Genomic DNA, 17,876 nt, shown 5'->3' on the forward strand with positions numbered 1-17,876 from the left:
CTTACTTAAGGAGTCAATTCATGAAATTGAAAAATATAAGCAACGCGCTGAGCGTATTGCTGCTCGGCACGGTCCTGGCCGCTTCCGCCGTAACGGAAGCCGCTAATGTCAGCCTGCTTAACGTGTCCTACGACCCCACCCGGGAGTTCTACGAAGAGTACAACGCGGCCTTCGCCAAGTACTGGCGTGAGAAGACCGGGGACACGGCAACCATCAAGCAATCCCACGGCGGCGGCGGCAAGCAGGCGCGCGCGGTGATCGACGGGCTGGACGCGGACGTGGTGACGCTGGCCCTGGCCTACGACGTCGACCAGTTGTATCAAAAAGCCAAGCTGATCCCGGAAAACTGGCAGTCTCGCCTGCCGAATAACAGCGCCCCTTACACCTCCACCATGGTGTTCCTGGTGCGCGAGGGAAATCCCAAAGGCATCAAGGACTGGAACGACCTCGCCAAGCCCGGTATTTCGGTCGTCACGCCCAATCCGAAAACGTCCGGTGGCGCTCGCTGGATCTATCTCGCCGCCTGGGGATATGGATTGAAAAAGCAGGGACGCGAAGCGTCCGCCAAGGATCTGGTGCAAAAGATCTACAAAAATGCGGCGGTACTGGACACCGGCGCGCGCGGCTCCACCGTCACGTTCGCCGAGCGGGAAATTGGCGACGTACTGGTCACCTGGGAAAACGAAGCTTATTTGATACTCAAGGAATACAGCCAATCCAGTAGCACGGAACACGGCAACCAGAAGTTCGAGCTCGTCACGCCTTCTCTTAGCATTCTGGCCGAACCGCCGGTCACGGTGGTGGACGACGTGGCCAAGCGCCATGGCACGGAAAAGCTGGCAACGGCGTACCTGGAATACCTCTACAGCAAGGAGGGCCAGGAGCTTGCCGGAAAGCATTTCTATCGGCCCAGCGATCCGGAGATCCTGGCCAAATACGGCAATCAATTCAAAAAGCTCGAGCTGTTCAGGATCTCCGATGTTTTCGGCGACTGGAACAAGGCCCAAAAGACCCATTTCTCGGACGGCGGCGTGTTCGATCAGCTTTATGGCTCAGGACGCTAAGGATTTGGCCACCAATAAGATCCCGTTCTACTCGAAAACGATTGTAGGATGGGTAGAGCGAAGCGAAACCCATCGATGGTGGGTTAGGCGCGCACTGCCACGAGCCATTCCTGGCCACAGGACTCTCCGCGCGCCGTAACCCACCGGTACCGCAGCAGCCTTGCCTTGTGGGTTACGGCGCGCGGAAATACCAAAGGAACTTTGCCGGTTCCGTGCGATGCGCGCCTAACCCACCCTACACCAGACACACGAATCGGAACGTTGATTTCGGCCATATCCTAAGCATTCCAAGACGGGATAGTCAGGTTCCAGAGCCTTAAAGCTGCTTATAAACCCGCTGGCAGACCGGAATTGTCTGCCTTCCCTGTGGGCACTTTCGATCAAGGAGACTCTCCCCATGCCACTGCAACAACTCGTCGAATATTTCAATCAGCGCTTCACCGAAGAGCAAGGACTTAGCAATCCGCCGCTCCGGCTTAACGGCACGCAGGTCGAAGGGACTTTTGGGGGCCTGTGTTTCGGCAGCATTCTCGAGCCGGTGCGTCTGGCTGAATCGCCGTCGCTCGTGATCGGCCACGATACATCCTCGATCGTACCGGACGTCCAGGGCGCCCCGAATCCGCCCTTTCAAACCCCGACCTCGGACGAAGCCCTCAATATCGTGAATTTAGACCGTCTAAACCGCACGGTTCACATGCTTAATTACCTGCCGGTCGCCCACGAAGAGGGACACCTGTTTCTCCATGTGCATCCGCGTCATGTCCTCGCCGTGAAACGGGACCACGGCGCCTATTTCGAAGAGATCATCCAACGCTGCGGCCTTTTGACCCGCCGTGTCGTCATTACGCTGCTGGTAAGCCCGGTCTACGACCGGCACCTGATCCTGCTGCTCGAAAGACTGAGAAATTATCGTGACCGCGGCTACTCGACGGCGATCAAATTTGACGATCGCGCAGGCGAAAGCTTCCTCGAACGGTACTGCATCGAATTCCTCTACCGCTTCACGCCGGATTTCGTGCGGTTCGACAGCCAATTCTTTCCCAAACTGACCCGCGATCCGGAAAATTATCGACGGCGCTCGTCCTTGTTATCGGCCATCCGCCGCCTGGACACCCAGTTATTGATTGAAAGGATTAACAGTGAAGCCGATGCCGATTTGGCAAAGCTGTTACAAGCCGATTTGGTCAAGGGGATTTACTACGAACGGTGCGCCGCTCGAAAACCGGAGCGCATCCTTGACGATTGCACCGTGTAAGCCTTGGCCGGTGATATCTCGCCGGCTAATTCATTTAAATTATAAGAAAATGATTTTTTATTCTTTTTATGAATAAATGTTTGTTGTTATCGTACAAGAAAACAACCTGATACCTCATGGGAGTTCACTTGGCGATGCTGAAAAGACACGGTGTCTTGCCCGGTTTTTCGATAACGATGGGATTCACGTTACTGTACTTGAGTCTCATCGTGCTGGTTCCCCTTTCGGCAACCTTTCTGAAAAGCGCCACCTTGGGCTGGGACGGATTCTGGGCCGTAATCACCGCGCCGCGCGTCCTGGCGTCTTACAAGCTGACCTTCGGCGCCGCGTTGGCGGGCGCGTTCATCAATGCCCTGTTCGGGCTATTGCTGGCCTGGGTTCTGGTCCGCTACGACTTTTTCGGCAAAAAACTCATAGACGCCTTCGTGGATTTGCCGTTTGCCTTGCCGACTGCCGTGGCTGGCATCGCGCTGGCCACGCTTTATTCGAGCAAGGGCTGGATCGGGCAATTCTTCGCGCCTCTAGGTATCAAGATCGCCTATACGCCGATCGGCGTGATTATTGCGTTGACGTTCATCGGCCTGCCTTTTGTCGTCCGCACGGTTCAGCCGATTCTGGAGGACTTCGAGACCGAGTTGGAAGAAGCGGCGGCCAGCCTGGGGGCCAATCGTTGGCAGACTTTCCAAAAGATTATCTTTCCGACGCTGTTGCCCGCGCTCCTGACCGGATTTGCCTTGGCCTTCGCCCGTGCCGTCGGGGAGTACGGTTCGGTCATTTTCATCGCCGGCAATATTCCGATGGTCTCGGAAATCACGCCGCTCCTCATCATTACCAAGCTGGAGCAGTACGACTACGCCGGCGCCACGGCCTTGGCCGTATCCATGCTGATCGTCTCGTTCGGCCTGCTGCTGGCCATCAACGGGCTCCAGCGCTGGAGCCAACTGCGCCGCGCCTAACCTTTACAAGGAATCCCCGAATGTCTTCGGTCGCCATTTCTTCACCGCTCAGCCGCACCCGCACCGTTGGCCGCACGAATCGCGAGCCGGCGCTCATCCGCTGGCTGCTGATCGCCTTGGCCCTGGTTTTTCTGATCGGCTTTCTGTTTTTGCCGCTGGCCGTGGTGTTTAGCCAGGCCCTCAGCAAAGGTTTGTCCACTTATGGAACCGCGCTGACGGAACCCAATGCGCTTTCCGCCATTTGGCTGACGGTCTTGGCGGCGGCCATCGCCGTGCCGCTGAACATGGGATTCGGCATTACCGCCGCCTGGTCGATCGCCAAGTTCGAATTTCCCGGAAAAAGCCTGCTGATCACCTTGATCGACTTGCCGTTCTCGGTATCTCCGGTGGTATCGGGGCTGATATACGTCCTGTTGTTCGGCCTCCAGGGCTGGCTCGGCCCTTGGCTGCAAGCCCACGACATCAAGCTGATCTTCGCCGTGCCCGGCATCGTCCTGGCCACGATTTTCGTCACCTTCCCGTTCATCGCCCGCGAACTCATTCCACTCATGCAGGCGCAGGGCACCGAGGAAGAAGAAGCCGCGATCGTCTTGGGCGCCTCGGGCTGGCAGACCTTTTGGCGCGTCACCCTGCCCAACGTGAAATGGGGCTTGCTGTACGGGGTGATCCTCTGCAACGCACGCGCCATGGGCGAGTTCGGAGCGGTCTCGGTGGTCTCCGGCCACATCCGGGGAATGACCAACACCATCCCGCTGCACGTGGAGATTCTTTACAACGAATACAACAGCGCCGCGGCCTTTGCGGTAGCTTCCATTCTGGCGCTGCTGGCCCTGGTGACGCTGGCTGCCAAGAGCGTACTGGAGTGGCGGCTCAAAGAGCAGGCCGTCGATCAGTCGTAGGGTGGGTTAGCGCAGCGTAACCCACCGAATCAACGCCATATGACGAATTGCGGCATTTCTGGCTAACCCGCTCTTCCTAACCTAGGAGCACCCTTACATGAGCATCGAAATAAAAAACATCCAAAAATCCTTCGGCCGGTTTAGGGCTCTGAAGAACATCAGCCTGGGCATCGGCAGCGGCGAATTGGTGGCGCTTTTGGGTCCCTCCGGCTGCGGCAAAACGACCTTGCTGCGTATTATCGCAGGACTCGAGGCGCCCGATGCGGGTTCGATCCTGTTTCACGGCGAAGACGCGACCAACCGCCATGTGCGGGACCGGCAGGTCGGATTCGTGTTTCAGCACTACGCCCTGTTCCGACACATGACGGTATTCGAGAATATCGCCTTTGGGCTCCGGGTCCGGCCGAGAGGCCAGCGGCCCCCGGAGAGCGAAATCCAGCGCAAGGTGCACGAGTTGCTGAACCTGGTTCAGTTGGACTGGCTGGCCGACCGCTATCCCGGCCAATTGTCGGGCGGCCAGCGGCAGCGCATCGCTCTGGCCCGCGCCTTGGCGGTCGAACCCAAGGTGCTGCTGCTCGACGAGCCGTTCGGCGCCCTCGATGCCAAGGTCCGCAAGGATTTGCGCCGCTGGTTGCGGCGCTTGCACGATGAATTGCACGTCACCAGCGTATTCGTCACCCACGATCAGGAAGAAGCCCTGGAAGTGGCCGACCGGGTGGTGGTGCTGAACGAGGGCCGGGTCGAGCAGATCGGGACCTCCGACGAGGTGTACGATCATCCGGAAACCCCTTTCGTCTATCAATTCCTGGGCGACGTCAACCTGTTTCACGGGCGTGTTCACGACGGCCATGCCCGTATCGGCGAAACCGAAGTGGATCTCGCCGGCGGCGCGGATCATCCGGAATCCGCAATCTTCTACGTGCGTCCGCATGAAATCGAAATCCTGCGGGATGGCGGCACTGGCACCATTGCCGCCAAAATACGCGACATCCGTCCGCTGGGGGCCACCGTGCGCGTCGAACTGGAACGCGTGGACGGCCGCGGCGCCGTGGAAGTCGAGTTGACGCGGGATCAATTTAGTCGCAAAGGCTTGCGCCAAGGCGAAAAAGTGTACCTGCAGCCGAAGCGCCTGCGGACATTCGACGGCAACACGAAATTGGAAACACCGCTGGAGGTTGCCAATCTGTAGCAGATTGCCGAGGTTTCGAAAGCGCACGGCCCACATTACCGAAACATTCAACATAAACTGATTTTTTGGAGATTTGAATGCAGCCCCCGGTGCTCATACTTCCCGGTGTCGGCAACTCCGGTTCCGAACACTGGCAAACCCGGTGGGAAATCAACCATCCGGCGTTCCGCCGGGTTCAGCAAAGAGAATGGGATAAGCCGGTTTGCGACGAATGGATCGAACAACTGGAGATCGCCGTTTCAGAGTCGGGGCCGCGTACAATCCTCGTTGCGCACAGCCTGGGGTGTCTCCTAGTTGCCCACTGGGCGCAGCGGACTCGGCGTTCGATTCGCGGAGCCTTGCTGGTCGCGGCTCCCGATCCCGGTCTGGCGAGCTTTCCGAGAGGAGCCGTAGGTTTTTCGCCGGTGCCCCGCGTAAGTCTGCCGTTCCCGAGCACCGTCGTTGCCAGCCCCGACGATCCCTACGGCAGTCCGGCCTATGCGCGACGCTGTGCGGCGGCCTGGGGCAGCCGGTTTGTCGAGGTCGCACCCTGCGGACATATCAATGCCTCAAGCGGCTTGGGCGATTGGGAGGAAGGATTCGAACTGCTGCGCCGATTGATTGACGGTTAAAATAACCCGCGGCCGCTTACCGGGCCGCTCCAAACCATCGGCAAATATAATGAACGAACAAAACAGCCCGATCGAATGCCTCGCTATAAATGAACGCCCGACCGTCAGCTTCGGCGAGGCTTTGCGGTTTTGGCTGAAACTGGGCTTTATCAGCTTCGGGGGGCCGGCGAGCCAAATCGCCATCATGCATCAGGAACTGGTGGAACGCCGTCGCTGGATTTCGGAACGCCGCTATCTTCACGCCCTCAATTACTGCATGCTCCTGCCGGGGCCGGAAGCGCTCCAACTGGCAACCTATATCGGCTGGCTGCTGCACGGACTGAGAGGCGGGATTGCCGCCGGCATCCTGTTTATATTGCCTTCCCTGGCCATCCTGATTCTGCTGTCCTGGATTTATATGGCTTTCGGCAATCTCCCGGCGGTTGCGGGCGTGCTTTACGGCATCAAGCCGGCCGTCGTGGCGATCGTCGTGTTCGCCGCCTACCGCATCGGCTCGCGGGCGCTGAAAAACGCTGTCTTGTGGAGCTTGGCGGTGCTGGCCTTCCTCTCCATTTCGGTGTTCGCCGTTCCGTTCCCCGCCATTGTCCTGGCCGCCGCCTTTTTTGGTGCATTGGGCGGACGTTTCGCACCGCGCTTTTTCCAAGCCGCCGGCGGACACGGAAACCCGGACAAGACCTTTGGCGCGGCGATCATCGACGACCACACATCGACGCCGGATCATGCAAAGCTGTCCTGGCCAAGGCTGATAAGCTTGGCGGTCGTCGGGCTGGCCTTGTGGGGCGGGGCTCTGGCGCTTTTCGCTCAGCATCAGGGTTGGCAGGGAGACGCCGTTCAGATGGGCTGGTTCTTCACCAAGACGGCATTGCTGACCTTCGGCGGCGCCTATTCGGTGCTGCCGTATGTTTATCAAGGGGCGGTCGAACACTACCAGTGGCTAACCGCTACTCAAATGATGGACGGGCTGGCCCTGGGCGAAACGACACCGGGCCCTTTGATCATGGTGGTCACCTTCGTGGGCTTCGTGGCGGGCTGGGGTAAAGATCTGATCGGCAGCGCCCCCTTGCTCGGGGGCGCTGCCGGGGCGGTGATCGCAACATATTTCACGTTCCTGCCGTCGTTCCTGTTCGTCCTGTTGGGCGGTCCGCTGGCCGAAGCGACCCACGGCGACCTCAAATTCACCGCGCCCTTGACCGGCATCACGACCGCCGTGGTGGGCGTGATCTTGAATCTCGCGGTGTTTTTCGCCTATCACCTGTTCTGGCCGAAAGGCTTGAGCGGTCCTGTCGATTGGCTGTCCGTCGGGATCACTCTGGTCTCGGCAATTGCGTTATTCCGCTTCAAAATGGGCGTCATTCCATTGATCGGGTTCTGCGCGACCGCGGGGCTCGCCTACCACATCATCGCGCTTTGATCTCGTTACGCCCCGAATAGCCAAGTTGCCGGGCTGCACCTGTGGGGCTCATGAGCGTTCCCGCTGCGCTAACGCGTTTTCAGTTCTGATGTATGGGTTTAGTCACGTGATGCGTTGTAAAGAAAAGGAGGCCGCCGTTGGCGGCGCCTTGTTTGAGAGTGGGTCTCGCCCCGCGGGCGAGTTACTTTTCTTTGCTTGCCCAAAGAAAAGTAACCCAAAGAAAGGGCACCCGGACGGCGCGCTGCTCCTGCGCGTCACCGCCTGGAGCCGGGGGCGACAAAAGGCACGTCCGTGTGCCTTTGTCGCCGCGCGGCTTCCTGCCGCGCCCCTTGCGGGCTGGTCCGGCTCCAGGCGGCGATGCTCGGGCACGCCCTAACGGGACAATACCGAACCCCCATACATCAGATTTGAAAATACTCTAGCGCGGAATCCAAGTGTTCGACTTCCGTGTTTCGACGCCGCTTCGCGGAGTTCATCCTGAGCGCAGTCGAAGGGCTCAACACCAGCGGTTTCTTGATTTGTTGGGAGCTCTCCTAGCTATCTGACGCCATTGTTCTCTATACTCTTCTGACTACTTTTTACCCATTCATCAAGAGAGTTTTTATGCGTCGGGTTATTTTTAATCAGAAAGGGGGGGTCGGTAAGTCCACGATCACCTGTAATCTCGCTGCCATCAGCGCCGCCGAAGGCAAGAAAACGCTGGTCGTCGACCTCGATATCCAGGGCAACTCCACTCATTACTTATTGGGCCACAAGGTGGCCGACCCGGACGCCAGCATCGCCCAGTTCTTCAAGGAAACCTTGAGCTTGAACCTGTTCGGCAAAAGCCAGAACACCGGCTTGAATGGTGCCGTACATGAAACGCCGTTCCCGAACCTCCATATCGTCCCCTCGCACCCCGAATTGGAACCGCTGCAAAGCCGGCTCGAATCCCGTTACAAGATTTACAAATTGCGCGAGGCTTTGGACGCCCTCAGCGAGTTCGAGCGGATTTACATCGACACGCCGCCGGTGCTCAATTTCTACAGCCGCTCGGCGCTAATCGCCGCCCGGCACTGCCTGATCCCCTTCGATTGCGATGCCTTTTCGCGGGAAGCTCTGTACAACCTTCTGGCCGTGATCGGCGAGATCAAAGCGGACCACAACGATGCGCTGGAGATCGAGGGCATCATCGTCAACCAGTTCCAGAACCGCGCCAATCTGCCGCAGCAACTCGTCAATGAACTGATCGCGGAGGGTCACCCGGTATTGCAAACCAAGCTATCGCCTTCCGTGAAGGTACGCGAGTCGCATAGCCAAGCCAAACCGCTGATTCACTACGCTCCGGAACACAAGCTCTCCGAAGAATATAAAGCGCTGCACCGGGAAATTCACGAGAGAAACCGCTAACGGCTCTTCGCAAATCCATGAGTACGCTCGCATTTCTCGATCGAATTGCGGAGGAAAAAATCCGCGTAGCCATCGAGCGCGGCGACTTGAAGAATTTGCCCGGCGCGGGCAAACCCATCCCCGACGAAGAAGACCTGGCCCTGGTGCCCGCCGATCTTAGGATGGCTTACCGGATTCTCAAGAATGCCGGTTATGTCCCCGAGGAAGTGCGTTTGCGGCGGGAGATCGAAGACGTCGGCCGATTGCTCGAACTGTGCGACGATTCGTCGGCGCAATACCGGGAAGGCATGAACCGGCTGCATCTCCTCGTGCAGAGATTGGGCGAGATGCGGGGAGGCAGCCTGGCGCTGCACGACCGGTACTACAGGCAAGTCGCCCAAAGATTCGCCCAGAGACATACAATGCCCAAAACCCGCTAAATAGCCCGAAGGAACAGCGCCGGTGCAAACGGAGGACATTCGAAAGACAGCCGAACCAGCCGAAATTTTACGCGCCAAAGCCTGGTTTCTGGGAACCCGCATCGACGTTCGGGATTTGGAGCGCGGCAACAGGCTCACCTTGGGCCCGCTGACCATGCTGGTGGGGACCCGGGGTTACAGTCTTATCTTCCGCTTCGGCGTCGTCGTGCTCATCGGTCTCACGAGATCCGAGGAATCGGAAATTCTCGAACGTCTGTCCCCGTCGGTCCAAAATGCCTTCGCTCAACCCGAATCCGACGAAGTGGATATCGTTATCGATCCCGACCGGCCCGAGCGCCTCGGCGCGGATGGGCGGTTGAGCCTTAGCCAGGCCACCGGGGGGCGGATGCAAGTGGTCGCCCACGTGCTGGCGAAAAGTTGCGTGCTCGGCTATTACGAGCGCAGCGTCGGCGAAGTGTTCGACCGTATCGAGCGCCTGGCGGAACGCCTGTGCCAAGGTCTCGGCCCCGCCCGCGACAAGAAAGAAATCCTCAACGAGATCGGCAATGTCCTCTTGATTCTGACCCGGACCGTAGGCCGTGTCGAAATCACCGAAAAGCCGGAGATTACCTGGGAAGATATCGAACTCGATCGCCTCTACGAACGGCTGGCCTACGAGTACGAACTCCGCGACCGGGATCTGGCGCTGTCGCGCAAGCTGGAACTGATCTCCCGCACCGCGGAAACTTATCTGGACCTGGTCAACAGCCGCCAGACGCTCCGCGTGGAGTGGTATATCGTTATCCTTATCGTGCTGGAAGTAATCCTGTCGTTGCACGAGAAGTTCTTCTGACCGACCCTCACTCATTTCCCGATATCTCAAATCGAGCGTAGGTTTTTTCCCGCACCTCCGTATATGGGTATATGAAAGCCTTTTCGCGAATTCCCTCGGTACATACCTCTTTCAGATGCGCACTCAGAAAATCCCAGCCGCGAATCCAAACCCGCTCTCGAACGGGCGCCGTTGGCCTGCCACCGCTCCGGCCGGATCGGTGAACCATTAAACCGCGATTTGTTGTGGGCGATTTGTCCTGTTTGATCATGAAATCCGGCACCGGACTTCAATCCCGACAACGGGAGCAGAAGAGCGATGCCCCCGCGGCTGGCGACGAAGTCCTCATGGGTCGCGTCGTTCAAGGCAATCATGAAGCCTTTTCCTTATTGGTTCACCGCCATACCCCCCGCATGTATGCGCTGGCGCGGCGGATCAGCGGGCTATCGGCGGAGGCCGAGGAAATTCTGCAGGACGCGTTTCTGCGGGTTTGGGTGAATGCCGGAACGTGGTCCCCGCAGAAAGGCACTTTCGCCGTCTGGCTGGGACGGATTGTCGTCAATCTGTGTATCGATCGCCGCCGCGGAGACCGCTACGAGCCCTGGGGCGATGACGAACCGCTCATCGAGGCCCGAAGCGACCTGGAATCCGAACTCTTTCAACAACAGCAGACCGAGCAGGTCGCCTTGGCCATCGAGGAACTGCCGGTGAGGCAGAGAACCGCCTTGGCCTTGTGTTATTACGAAGGGTTCAGCAACGCCGAAGCGGCCGAGATCCTCGACATCTCGGTGGGCGCCTTGGAAGCTTTATTGGTCCGGGCGCGCCGCGCATTGCGCGAACGTCTGGCCCCGTTGATCCGAACTTAGGAGGAGTCCGATGATATTGACCCGCCTCAAACACCATCTCGCCGCCTTCGGGGCCGATACCCGGCGCTGGCCGAAGAAACATCATCGGCTCTGGCACTGGCTGGCCGGGACCCCGCGCTTTCGAAACGAGCGCTCGGAAGCCGAGCGCCTGGACCGTGTGCTCGATCGTTGGCAGGGCGAAGCGCCTTCCGAGCATCTGGCGCAACGCATCATCCAACAGGCCCTCGCGTTGCCGCAACAGTCCATGCCTCCTATCGCGCCGCAGCCCGATATCGTCGTTTGGCCCTTCGCCTCGTATTGGCCGGGTATGGCCACCTTCGGTCTCGCTCTGATCATGGGTTGCCTTTTAGGCTGGTATGGCGGCGGAACCAACGGCACGACCTCCGAAGATTGGCTCAACACGGCTGCCCTAAGCCCCATGCAAGAGGATTTCAGCGAACGATGAAGCCTTTCAGCTTGTCGTCCCGGACGACCGCCTTCATTCTTCTGGGATCGCTACTACTCAACGTATTCCTGTTGGCCTGGCTCGGCGTCGGCGCTTTCAAACACCAGCACCGGCGCCCCTGGCTGTCGATGGAATCTTTCGAGGAACGGCTCACGTCACGACTGCCGGAGCGCGACGCGTCGACCTTCCGCAACGCCCTGGATGCGCAGCGGCCGGAACTGGTATCCCGCATCGAGGCCGTGCGTGCCTCCCGCGACGAGATAAGACGGACGCTTCAAGCCGAGCCATTCGACCGGGAGGTCCTGGAAGCGGCCTTGACGCGGAGCGATCGCGCCATGACCGCGCTGCAAGCTACGCTGCACTCGGTGATTTCGACGGCCGCTCCCGAGTTGTCGGGAGAGGGACGCCGGCGCTTACTCGAAAAACGCGAACGCTAAATCCATGGGCAGAAGAATTAGCCCGGTCATCGGGTTGCGGTTCGTATTGATCGTTGGTTTGTTCGTATCTGACGGTTTGCCGGCCGCGGAACGCCCGCCATTCCTGGAAGATCCCCTCGGTACCCGCGAAGCCGTAGCGCCGAATCCGGCACGATCGGTCCGCAAACCCGGATTGGGCGATCCCTGCCCCGGAGATTCCCGCGCCAACCAAGCCTGGTCCTTGCTCGATATCATCGACCAGGCGCTTTGCCATAACCCGCAAACGCGGCAAGCTTGGGCGAATGCACGCGTCCAGTCGGCCCAGCTCGGCATAGCGGAAGCCGCCTATCTTCCGACGGTCAACCTGAACACCACGGCCTCGTACGGGCAGACCGGCTCCGGAACCGTATCTCAAAGCCAGTTTTTGGGTCTCACTCCGGGGCAGGGAGTCAGTGGCGGAGCTGTCGGGGGTAGGGAACAATTCCGGATTACGCCCTCGGTGAGCCTAAACTATCTGTTGTTCGATTTCGGCGGCCGGTCCGCGCGAGTGGAAAATGCGTGGGCGGCGCTCGATGCCGCCAACTGGAGCCACGCCTCGACGCTGCAAAACGTGTTGTTCACGGCGGTGCAGGCCTATTACCAATTGTTCGCGACCCGCTCGGCGCTCGAAGCCACCGAGGCTTCCGAGCGCTCCAGCGAGGAAGCTTTCAAGGCCGCAGCGGTTCGTTACGAGGTCGGCGCGGCGGCGCTCGCCGATAAGCTGCAAGCCCAAACCGCCTATGCGCAAGCCAAGCTCAACCGCCAGAGAGCGACCGGCGACGCGCAGAACGCCCTGGGCGTCCTGGCCAACGCCATGGGCCTCAAGCCCCATGCGTCATTGGACATCGAGCCGCCCGCTTTCATCGAGCCGGATGCGGAGCGGGAACGAGACGTACACGCTTTGATCGAAGAAGCCAAGGCGCTACGTCCGGATTTGGCCGCGGCCGAGGCTCAGGTCCGAGCCGCAGAGGCGAACGTAAGATCGGCTCGGTCGGGCAGTCTACCAACCTTGTCCCTCGTGAGCAATTACGCCTACAGCGATTCCAGCATCTCGCAAAGCTTCCAAAGCTGGTCGGTCGGCCTGCAACTCAGCGTGCCGCTATTTACCGGCTTTGCCAATACCTACCAGATTCGCAGCGCCGAGGAACAGGTATCGGTTCAGGAAGCCACCCGGGATCAGTTGGACCAATCGGTTGCCCTGGACGTGTGGCGCGCTTATTTCGATTTGAATACCACCCGGGAAACGCTGTCCAGCACGGACGATCTGTTGGCGAGCGCGACCCAGGCGGAAAAAGTGGCCTTGGGCCGTTATAAAGCCGGGGCGGGCAGTATCCTGGAACTTCTGAACGCCGAAGCGGGTCTTGCCAATGCCCGTTTGCAGCATGTCCAGGCCCGCTACAACTGGCATATCGGCAAAGCCCGCTTGGCGCAGGCGCTCGGCGGCCTGGACCCGACCGAAGTCGGCGCCGGTTCGCGGATGATGCGAAAGAAGGATAAGCTCCTCGATAAAGGTTCATGATGTCGCGCTCAAAACTATTACTCCTGTTACTCGTCCTGGCCCTAGTCGCGGGCGGATTCGCCTTGTGGAACAAGAACCGGCATTCCACCGATGCTTCGGCGTACCGCACCGTTCCGGTCGCGCGGGGCGATATCCTGCAGACCGTTTCCGCCAACGGGACTTTGAATCCCGTAGTGCTGGTCAACGTGGGCACCCAGGTGTCCGGCACGGTCCAGACTCTTCACGCGGACTTCAACGACCGGGTAAAGGCCGATCAGGTCCTCGCGGAACTGGACCCATCTCTATTCCGCGCTCAGCTCGACCAGAGCCGGGCCAACCTGGCCAATGCACGGGCCTCGCTGCAACTGGCGGAAGCCAACGAGCGGCGTGCCCGCGCCCTGTTCGGGCAGGACTATATCGCCCGCGCCGAACTGGACCAGGCCATCCAGGCGCTGGGAGCGGCCAAGGCTCAGGTGGCCGCCGCCACGGCCCAGGTGCATCGCGACGAAACCAATCTGCGCTACAGCGTGATCGTCTCGCCGGTGTCGGGCGTGGTGGTGTCGCGGAATGTCGATGTGGGCCAGACCGTGGCCGCCAGCTTCCAGACCCCTACCCTGTTCAGCATCGCGCAGGATTTAAAGCGGATGCAGATTTACACCACGGTCGCCGAAGCCGACGTGGGCAAGGCGAAGGTCGGCCAGACGGTGCATTTCGCGGTGGATGCGTTTCCGGGACAGGACTTTGTCGGAACGGTGCGGCAGATCCGTTTGAACTCGCAGGTCCTCCAAAATGTCGTGACTTACAATGTCGTGATCGACGTGGACAATCCCGAGGAAATCCTGCTGCCCGGCATGACAGCCTTCGTCAGCATCGTCATCGACGAGCGCAAGAACGTGCTGAAGCTGCCGCTGGCCGCGCTGCGTTACGAACCGGCAGAAGGAGCGAAAGCCCCCAAGCCCAAGGAGAAGGCGGTTTACCGCTTGGAAGACGGACAGGCGGTCGCCGTGCCGGTGCGCACCGGAATCGCCGACGGCAAGTTCGCCGAACTCGTCGAAGGCGATCTCAAGGAAGGCGATGCCCTGGTAACGGAAGACCAGCAAAAGCATCGAGCCGAACCAACTCAGGGCGGCGGCCCCGGCGGAGGCTCCTTCAGGGTCAGGATGTTCTAGCGAAGATTCGGTAAGAATGCGTCGCTTCCCCCACTCTAACCCTCCCTTTGCCAAGGGATGGGACGTGAATACAAGGACTTAGCAGTTTGTATAGCGATTTACGCCCAGAGAGCGAAGACGTGTTAAAGCCGAGGGAAGGAGCTTTACCCCGCCCTCTCATCGAAGTCGTCGATCTGGTCAAAGACTATCCCGTCGGCGATTCCGGAACTCTGCCGGTGCTGCATCGTCTGAATTTCACGATCGATGCGGGGGAGTTCGTCGCCATCATGGGACCTTCGGGTTCCGGCAAATCGACGCTGATGAACATCCTGGGCTGTCTCGATATTCCGAGCAGCGGCCGCTACGTGTTGAACGGCACCGATACCGCCCGCCTCGAGACGGATGAGCTGGCGGATCTGCGCAATCGCACCATCGGCTTCGTCTTCCAGGGTTTCAACCTGCTGCCCCGCAAAACGGTCGAGGACAATGTCGCGCTGCCGCTGCTCTATGCCGGCGTGGGCCGCGAGGAGCGCCTGGCCCGCGCGCTGAAGCTTCTCGAACAGGTGGGCCTCGGCCAGCGCGCCCGTCACCGTCCCACGCAGTTATCGGGCGGACAACAGCAGCGGGTAGCCATCGCCCGTGCTCTGGCCAATACGCCGCCGCTGATTCTGGCGGACGAACCCACCGGCAATCTTGACACCCATACCAGCGAAGAAATCATGGCCTTATTCGAACGCCTCAACCGAAATGAGGGTCTGACCATCATTCTGGTGACTCACGAGTCCGACGTGGCGCGCCATGCCCAGCGCCTGATCCATGTCGTGGACGGGCATATCGCCGAGGACGGTCCGGTGGAAACGATCCTGGGAGGGTCGCACCGATGATGCTGGGCAGCCTCCTGGAAGAAGCGCTGCAGGCGATGGGCGCCAACCGGCTGCGGAGCGCGCTCACCATGCTCGGCATGATTATCGGCGTCGGCGCCGTGGTGCTGATGATGGCGATCGGACAGGGTGCGCAATCCATGGTGAGCGACGCCATCGCCTCGATGGGCAGCAATCTCTTCATCATATTGTCCGGTTCCTCGACCTCGGGCGGCGTCCGTATGGGCGGCGGCACCGTGCCTACCCTCACCGCCGCCGATGCCCAGGCCATCGGCGAATTGCCCGAAATCGCCGCGGTCGCGCCCTCGTATCCCAACAACGCGCAAGTGATCTACGGCTCCAACAACTGGACCACGGCGATCATGGGCACCACCCCGGCCTATTTCGAGGTGCGCGACTGGTATCCGGTTTCCGGCGCGGCGTTCACCGACAGCGACGTGCGCTCGGCGACGCGGGTCATCGTGCTCGGGCAGACCGTGGTCCGCAACCTGTTCGGCGATGAAGATCCGGTCGGCAAGACCGTGCGCGTCAAAAACAGCCCGTTCCTCGTCGTCGGCGTTCTCGGCCCCAAAGGGCAAAGCCTCGATGGGCGCGATCAGGACGACACATCGATGGTGCCCTTGACGACCGCGCAGCGCCAACTGTTCGGCAACCCATTTCCGGGCATGGTCCGCTTCATCATGGCGAAAGCGCGATCCGGCGAACTGATGCCAACTGCGGAGAAGAACATGATCGATCTCTTGCGCACCCGGCACCGCATCCGGCCGGGGCAGGAAGACGACTTCACGATCCGCAACCTGACCGCCCTCGCCCAAACCGCCGCCGGAACCACCCGCGCCATGTCGATGATGCTGGGCGCCATCGCCTCGGTATCCCTCCTGGTGGGCGGCATCGGCATCATGAACATCATGCTGGTCTCGGTGACCGAACGAACCCGCGAGATCGGCATCCGCCTCGCCATCGGCGCGCGGCGGCGGGACATTCTGCTGCAATTTCTGCTGGAAGCCCTGATCATCTCCCTAGCCGGCAGCCTGATCGGCGCTGCCATCGGTTTCGCCGGAGCCTGGCTGGCCGCCGGCCTGGGCGGCATGACCGTGGTCGTCACCCTCTGGTCTATCCTGCTTGCCTTTACCGTCGCCGCGGCGGTAGGCATCTTCTTCGGCTTCTACCCGGCACGCAAAGCGGCGGAGCTCAGGCCGATCGAGGCGTTGCGGTATCAGTAATGGAGGCGGGGGGTAACCACCTTTAGTATTTCTCAATATTGAAAGCTGTTGGCGATCAAGGTATGCGGGAATATCTAGTATCTGAAGGGCTCGCGAAAAGCGACGTAGCATCTGCTTTTCGTAAGCCAGCAATTTAAACATTAGCACTGTCTGGGGGGCAGCGATAGTATGAAGCAGATTGACTTGAGGGAAGGGGCAAGGCGGCAACATCGCACTGCGGCGCTATTCGCTGTGATCCAATGCTGGCTGCTAAGCCTTGATGGCCTTGCCTTCTCTCGCCAGCATCTCCAGCGCCTTATCGGATTAGAGCGCTTCAAGGGCACGCGCGTGGATTGGCTAAGAGAAGATCTCAGTGAGTTCTTTCCATATCAAGAAGTCTATTGGTTCACAGGAAAGCAGAACTCGCTTGGATCACTTTTCGTTTCGCGGCGTGAACTCAAGCCCTATCTTCCGGTTGGGTCAATGAGTGACAAGGAAAGAATTAAGAACATTCGTCCGAACGGCCCAAGAATAGCTATGTTCAAGATGTGGGCACGGCCAGATGAAGAGAAAGTCTTGAAAACTTTTAAAGCTGCAGTTCCGTTCTTCGCGGACGCGGCAAACTACGACGAGCGCCTATTGTCCGCGTATTTGGCACTGCTAGCACAAGGCCAAATCTCACCGAAGAGTCTTCCTGAACTTAAGAATGACATAGGTCTATAGGATGCGGTGACGAAGGAACTGTGACCTAGGTCGTCAATAGTGGAGGCCATCAGTTAAGCCCCGCCTGCTTCGCCAACGCCTGTTGGGCGAATACAGCCGGGGCAAGATTGCCGAGCCGCGAATGCCGTCTTTGACGGTTGTAGAAGATTTCGATGTACTCGGTAATGTCTGCCTGAGCCTCCTCCCGCGTGGCATAACGCCGGTGGTGGACCAGTTCGTTCTTCAGCGTGCCCCAGAAGCTTTCCATCGGCGCATTGTCGTAACAGTTGCCCCGGCGACTCATGGAGGGGCACATGTGGAACTGCTTCAACAAGGCTTGGTAACGGCTGGCGCAGTACTGGCTGCCCCGGGTCGGAGGGGGGTGTCAAGTTAAGTGTGTAACTGGGATTAGTTCACAGGGTGACGCGATCGCCCAGCAGGATCACGAAGTGGTTCAAAGCCCGCTTCCAATCCTGGATCGGCATGGTCCATTTCTTCTCGATCCGTTGCAGCCCAAGGTACAGGACTTTCAGAATCGCCTCATCGTTCGGAAACGCGCCGCGGGTTTTAAGCAACTTACGCAGGCTGAAGTTAAGCGATTCGATGGCGTTGGTGGTGTACAGCACTTTGCGGGTCTCCGGCGGATAATCGAAGAACACGGTCAAGCGCGTCCAA

Annotated in this window: 19 protein-coding genes and 1 pseudogene; 18 read left to right on the forward strand and 2 right to left on the reverse strand. The window is 59.5% G+C overall.

Translation table 11 applies throughout. The features are described 5' to 3' along the window. Positions 1-20: 20 nt before the first annotated feature. The 18 genes from VEB01_RS11090 (at position 21) to VEB01_RS11175 (ending at position 17,222) form a co-directional block, all read left to right on the forward strand. Positions 21-1,064 carry a sulfate ABC transporter substrate-binding protein gene (locus VEB01_RS11090; RefSeq protein WP_324875420.1) on the forward strand — a complete coding sequence of 348 codons (1,044 nt, stop codon included), beginning with the start codon at positions 21-23 and terminating at the stop codon, positions 1,062-1,064. 397 nt (positions 1,065-1,461) lie between these two features. After that, positions 1,462-2,319, forward strand: a complete 858-nt coding sequence (locus VEB01_RS11095) for an EAL domain-containing protein (protein WP_324875421.1) — start codon at positions 1,462-1,464, stop codon at positions 2,317-2,319. 137 nt (positions 2,320-2,456) lie between these two features. Beyond that, positions 2,457-3,275 carry a sulfate ABC transporter permease subunit CysT gene (cysT, locus tag VEB01_RS11100; protein WP_475441772.1) on the forward strand — a complete coding sequence of 273 codons (819 nt, stop codon included), beginning with the start codon at positions 2,457-2,459 and terminating at the stop codon, positions 3,273-3,275. A 20-nt stretch (positions 3,276-3,295) separates the two neighbouring features. Beyond that, positions 3,296-4,174, forward strand: coding sequence for a sulfate ABC transporter permease subunit CysW (gene cysW / locus VEB01_RS11105; protein ID WP_324875425.1), 879 nt, complete (start codon positions 3,296-3,298; stop codon positions 4,172-4,174). A gap of 97 nt (positions 4,175-4,271) precedes the next feature. Further along, a complete protein-coding gene (locus VEB01_RS11110; protein ID WP_324875427.1) occupies positions 4,272-5,363 on the forward strand; it encodes a sulfate/molybdate ABC transporter ATP-binding protein in 1,092 nt (363 codons plus the stop codon). A 77-nt stretch (positions 5,364-5,440) separates the two neighbouring features. Continuing rightward, positions 5,441-5,974 (forward strand): RBBP9/YdeN family alpha/beta hydrolase, encoded by a 534-nt coding sequence (locus tag VEB01_RS11115; protein WP_324875429.1) that lies wholly within the window; start codon positions 5,441-5,443, stop codon positions 5,972-5,974. Positions 5,975-6,023: 49 nt separating this feature from the next. Beyond that, on the forward strand, positions 6,024-7,385 hold the full coding sequence (chrA, locus tag VEB01_RS11120; protein WP_324875431.1) for a chromate efflux transporter: 1,362 nt from the start codon (positions 6,024-6,026) through the stop codon (positions 7,383-7,385). A gap of 603 nt (positions 7,386-7,988) precedes the next feature. Continuing rightward, positions 7,989-8,774 (forward strand): ParA family protein, encoded by a 786-nt coding sequence (locus VEB01_RS11125; RefSeq protein ID WP_324875433.1) that lies wholly within the window; start codon positions 7,989-7,991, stop codon positions 8,772-8,774. A 17-nt stretch (positions 8,775-8,791) separates the two neighbouring features. Continuing rightward, a complete protein-coding gene (locus VEB01_RS11130; protein ID WP_324875435.1) occupies positions 8,792-9,193 on the forward strand; it encodes a DnaJ family domain-containing protein in 402 nt (133 codons plus the stop codon). Positions 9,194-9,215: 22 nt separating this feature from the next. Then, entirely contained in the window at positions 9,216-10,025 is an 810-nt protein-coding gene (locus VEB01_RS11135; RefSeq protein WP_324875436.1) for an RMD1 family protein, read from the forward strand. Positions 10,026-10,273: 248 nt separating this feature from the next. After that, positions 10,274-10,870, forward strand: coding sequence for a sigma-70 family RNA polymerase sigma factor (locus VEB01_RS11140; RefSeq protein WP_324875438.1), 597 nt, complete (start codon positions 10,274-10,276; stop codon positions 10,868-10,870). A 10-nt stretch (positions 10,871-10,880) separates the two neighbouring features. Then, a complete protein-coding gene (locus VEB01_RS11145; RefSeq protein WP_324875440.1) occupies positions 10,881-11,315 on the forward strand; it encodes a hypothetical protein in 435 nt (144 codons plus the stop codon). Continuing rightward, the gene (locus tag VEB01_RS11150) at positions 11,312-11,752 is read left to right on the forward strand and encodes a periplasmic heavy metal sensor (protein ID WP_324875442.1); all 441 of its coding nucleotides are present in this window, start codon (positions 11,312-11,314) and stop codon (positions 11,750-11,752) included. Before VEB01_RS11145 ends, VEB01_RS11150 begins: the two co-directional genes overlap by 4 nt. Before the next feature lie 4 nt (positions 11,753-11,756). Further along, positions 11,757-13,289 (forward strand): TolC family protein, encoded by a 1,533-nt coding sequence (locus VEB01_RS11155; protein ID WP_324875444.1) that lies wholly within the window; start codon positions 11,757-11,759, stop codon positions 13,287-13,289. Beyond that, positions 13,286-14,437 (forward strand): efflux RND transporter periplasmic adaptor subunit, encoded by a 1,152-nt coding sequence (locus VEB01_RS11160; protein ID WP_324875446.1) that lies wholly within the window; start codon positions 13,286-13,288, stop codon positions 14,435-14,437. The genes VEB01_RS11155 and VEB01_RS11160 overlap by 4 nt, the downstream gene beginning before the upstream one ends. Before the next feature lie 119 nt (positions 14,438-14,556). Further along, the gene (locus VEB01_RS11165) at positions 14,557-15,300 is read left to right on the forward strand and encodes an ABC transporter ATP-binding protein (protein WP_324875448.1); all 744 of its coding nucleotides are present in this window, start codon (positions 14,557-14,559) and stop codon (positions 15,298-15,300) included. After that, positions 15,297-16,520, forward strand: a complete 1,224-nt coding sequence (locus tag VEB01_RS11170; RefSeq protein ID WP_324875450.1) for an ABC transporter permease — start codon at positions 15,297-15,299, stop codon at positions 16,518-16,520. The genes VEB01_RS11165 and VEB01_RS11170 overlap by 4 nt, the downstream gene beginning before the upstream one ends. Positions 16,521-16,688: 168 nt before the next feature. After that, positions 16,689-17,222, forward strand: coding sequence for a hypothetical protein (locus VEB01_RS11175; protein ID WP_324875452.1), 534 nt, complete (start codon positions 16,689-16,691; stop codon positions 17,220-17,222). A 49-nt stretch (positions 17,223-17,271) separates the two neighbouring features. Here VEB01_RS11175 and VEB01_RS11180 read toward each other — a convergent pair. Together VEB01_RS11180 and VEB01_RS11185 are read right to left on the reverse strand one after the other, a co-directional pair. Further along, positions 17,272-17,571: pseudogene (locus VEB01_RS11180) on the reverse strand (integrase core domain-containing protein); the annotation flags it as partial. A gap of 43 nt (positions 17,572-17,614) precedes the next feature. Next, a partial coding sequence (locus tag VEB01_RS11185; protein WP_324872942.1) for a transposase occupies positions 17,615-17,876 on the reverse strand: 262 nt, incomplete at its 5' end.

It is taken from the genome of Methylocaldum sp. (assembly GCF_035627495.1).
Lineage (GTDB): Bacteria > Pseudomonadota > Gammaproteobacteria > Methylococcales > Methylococcaceae > Methylocaldum.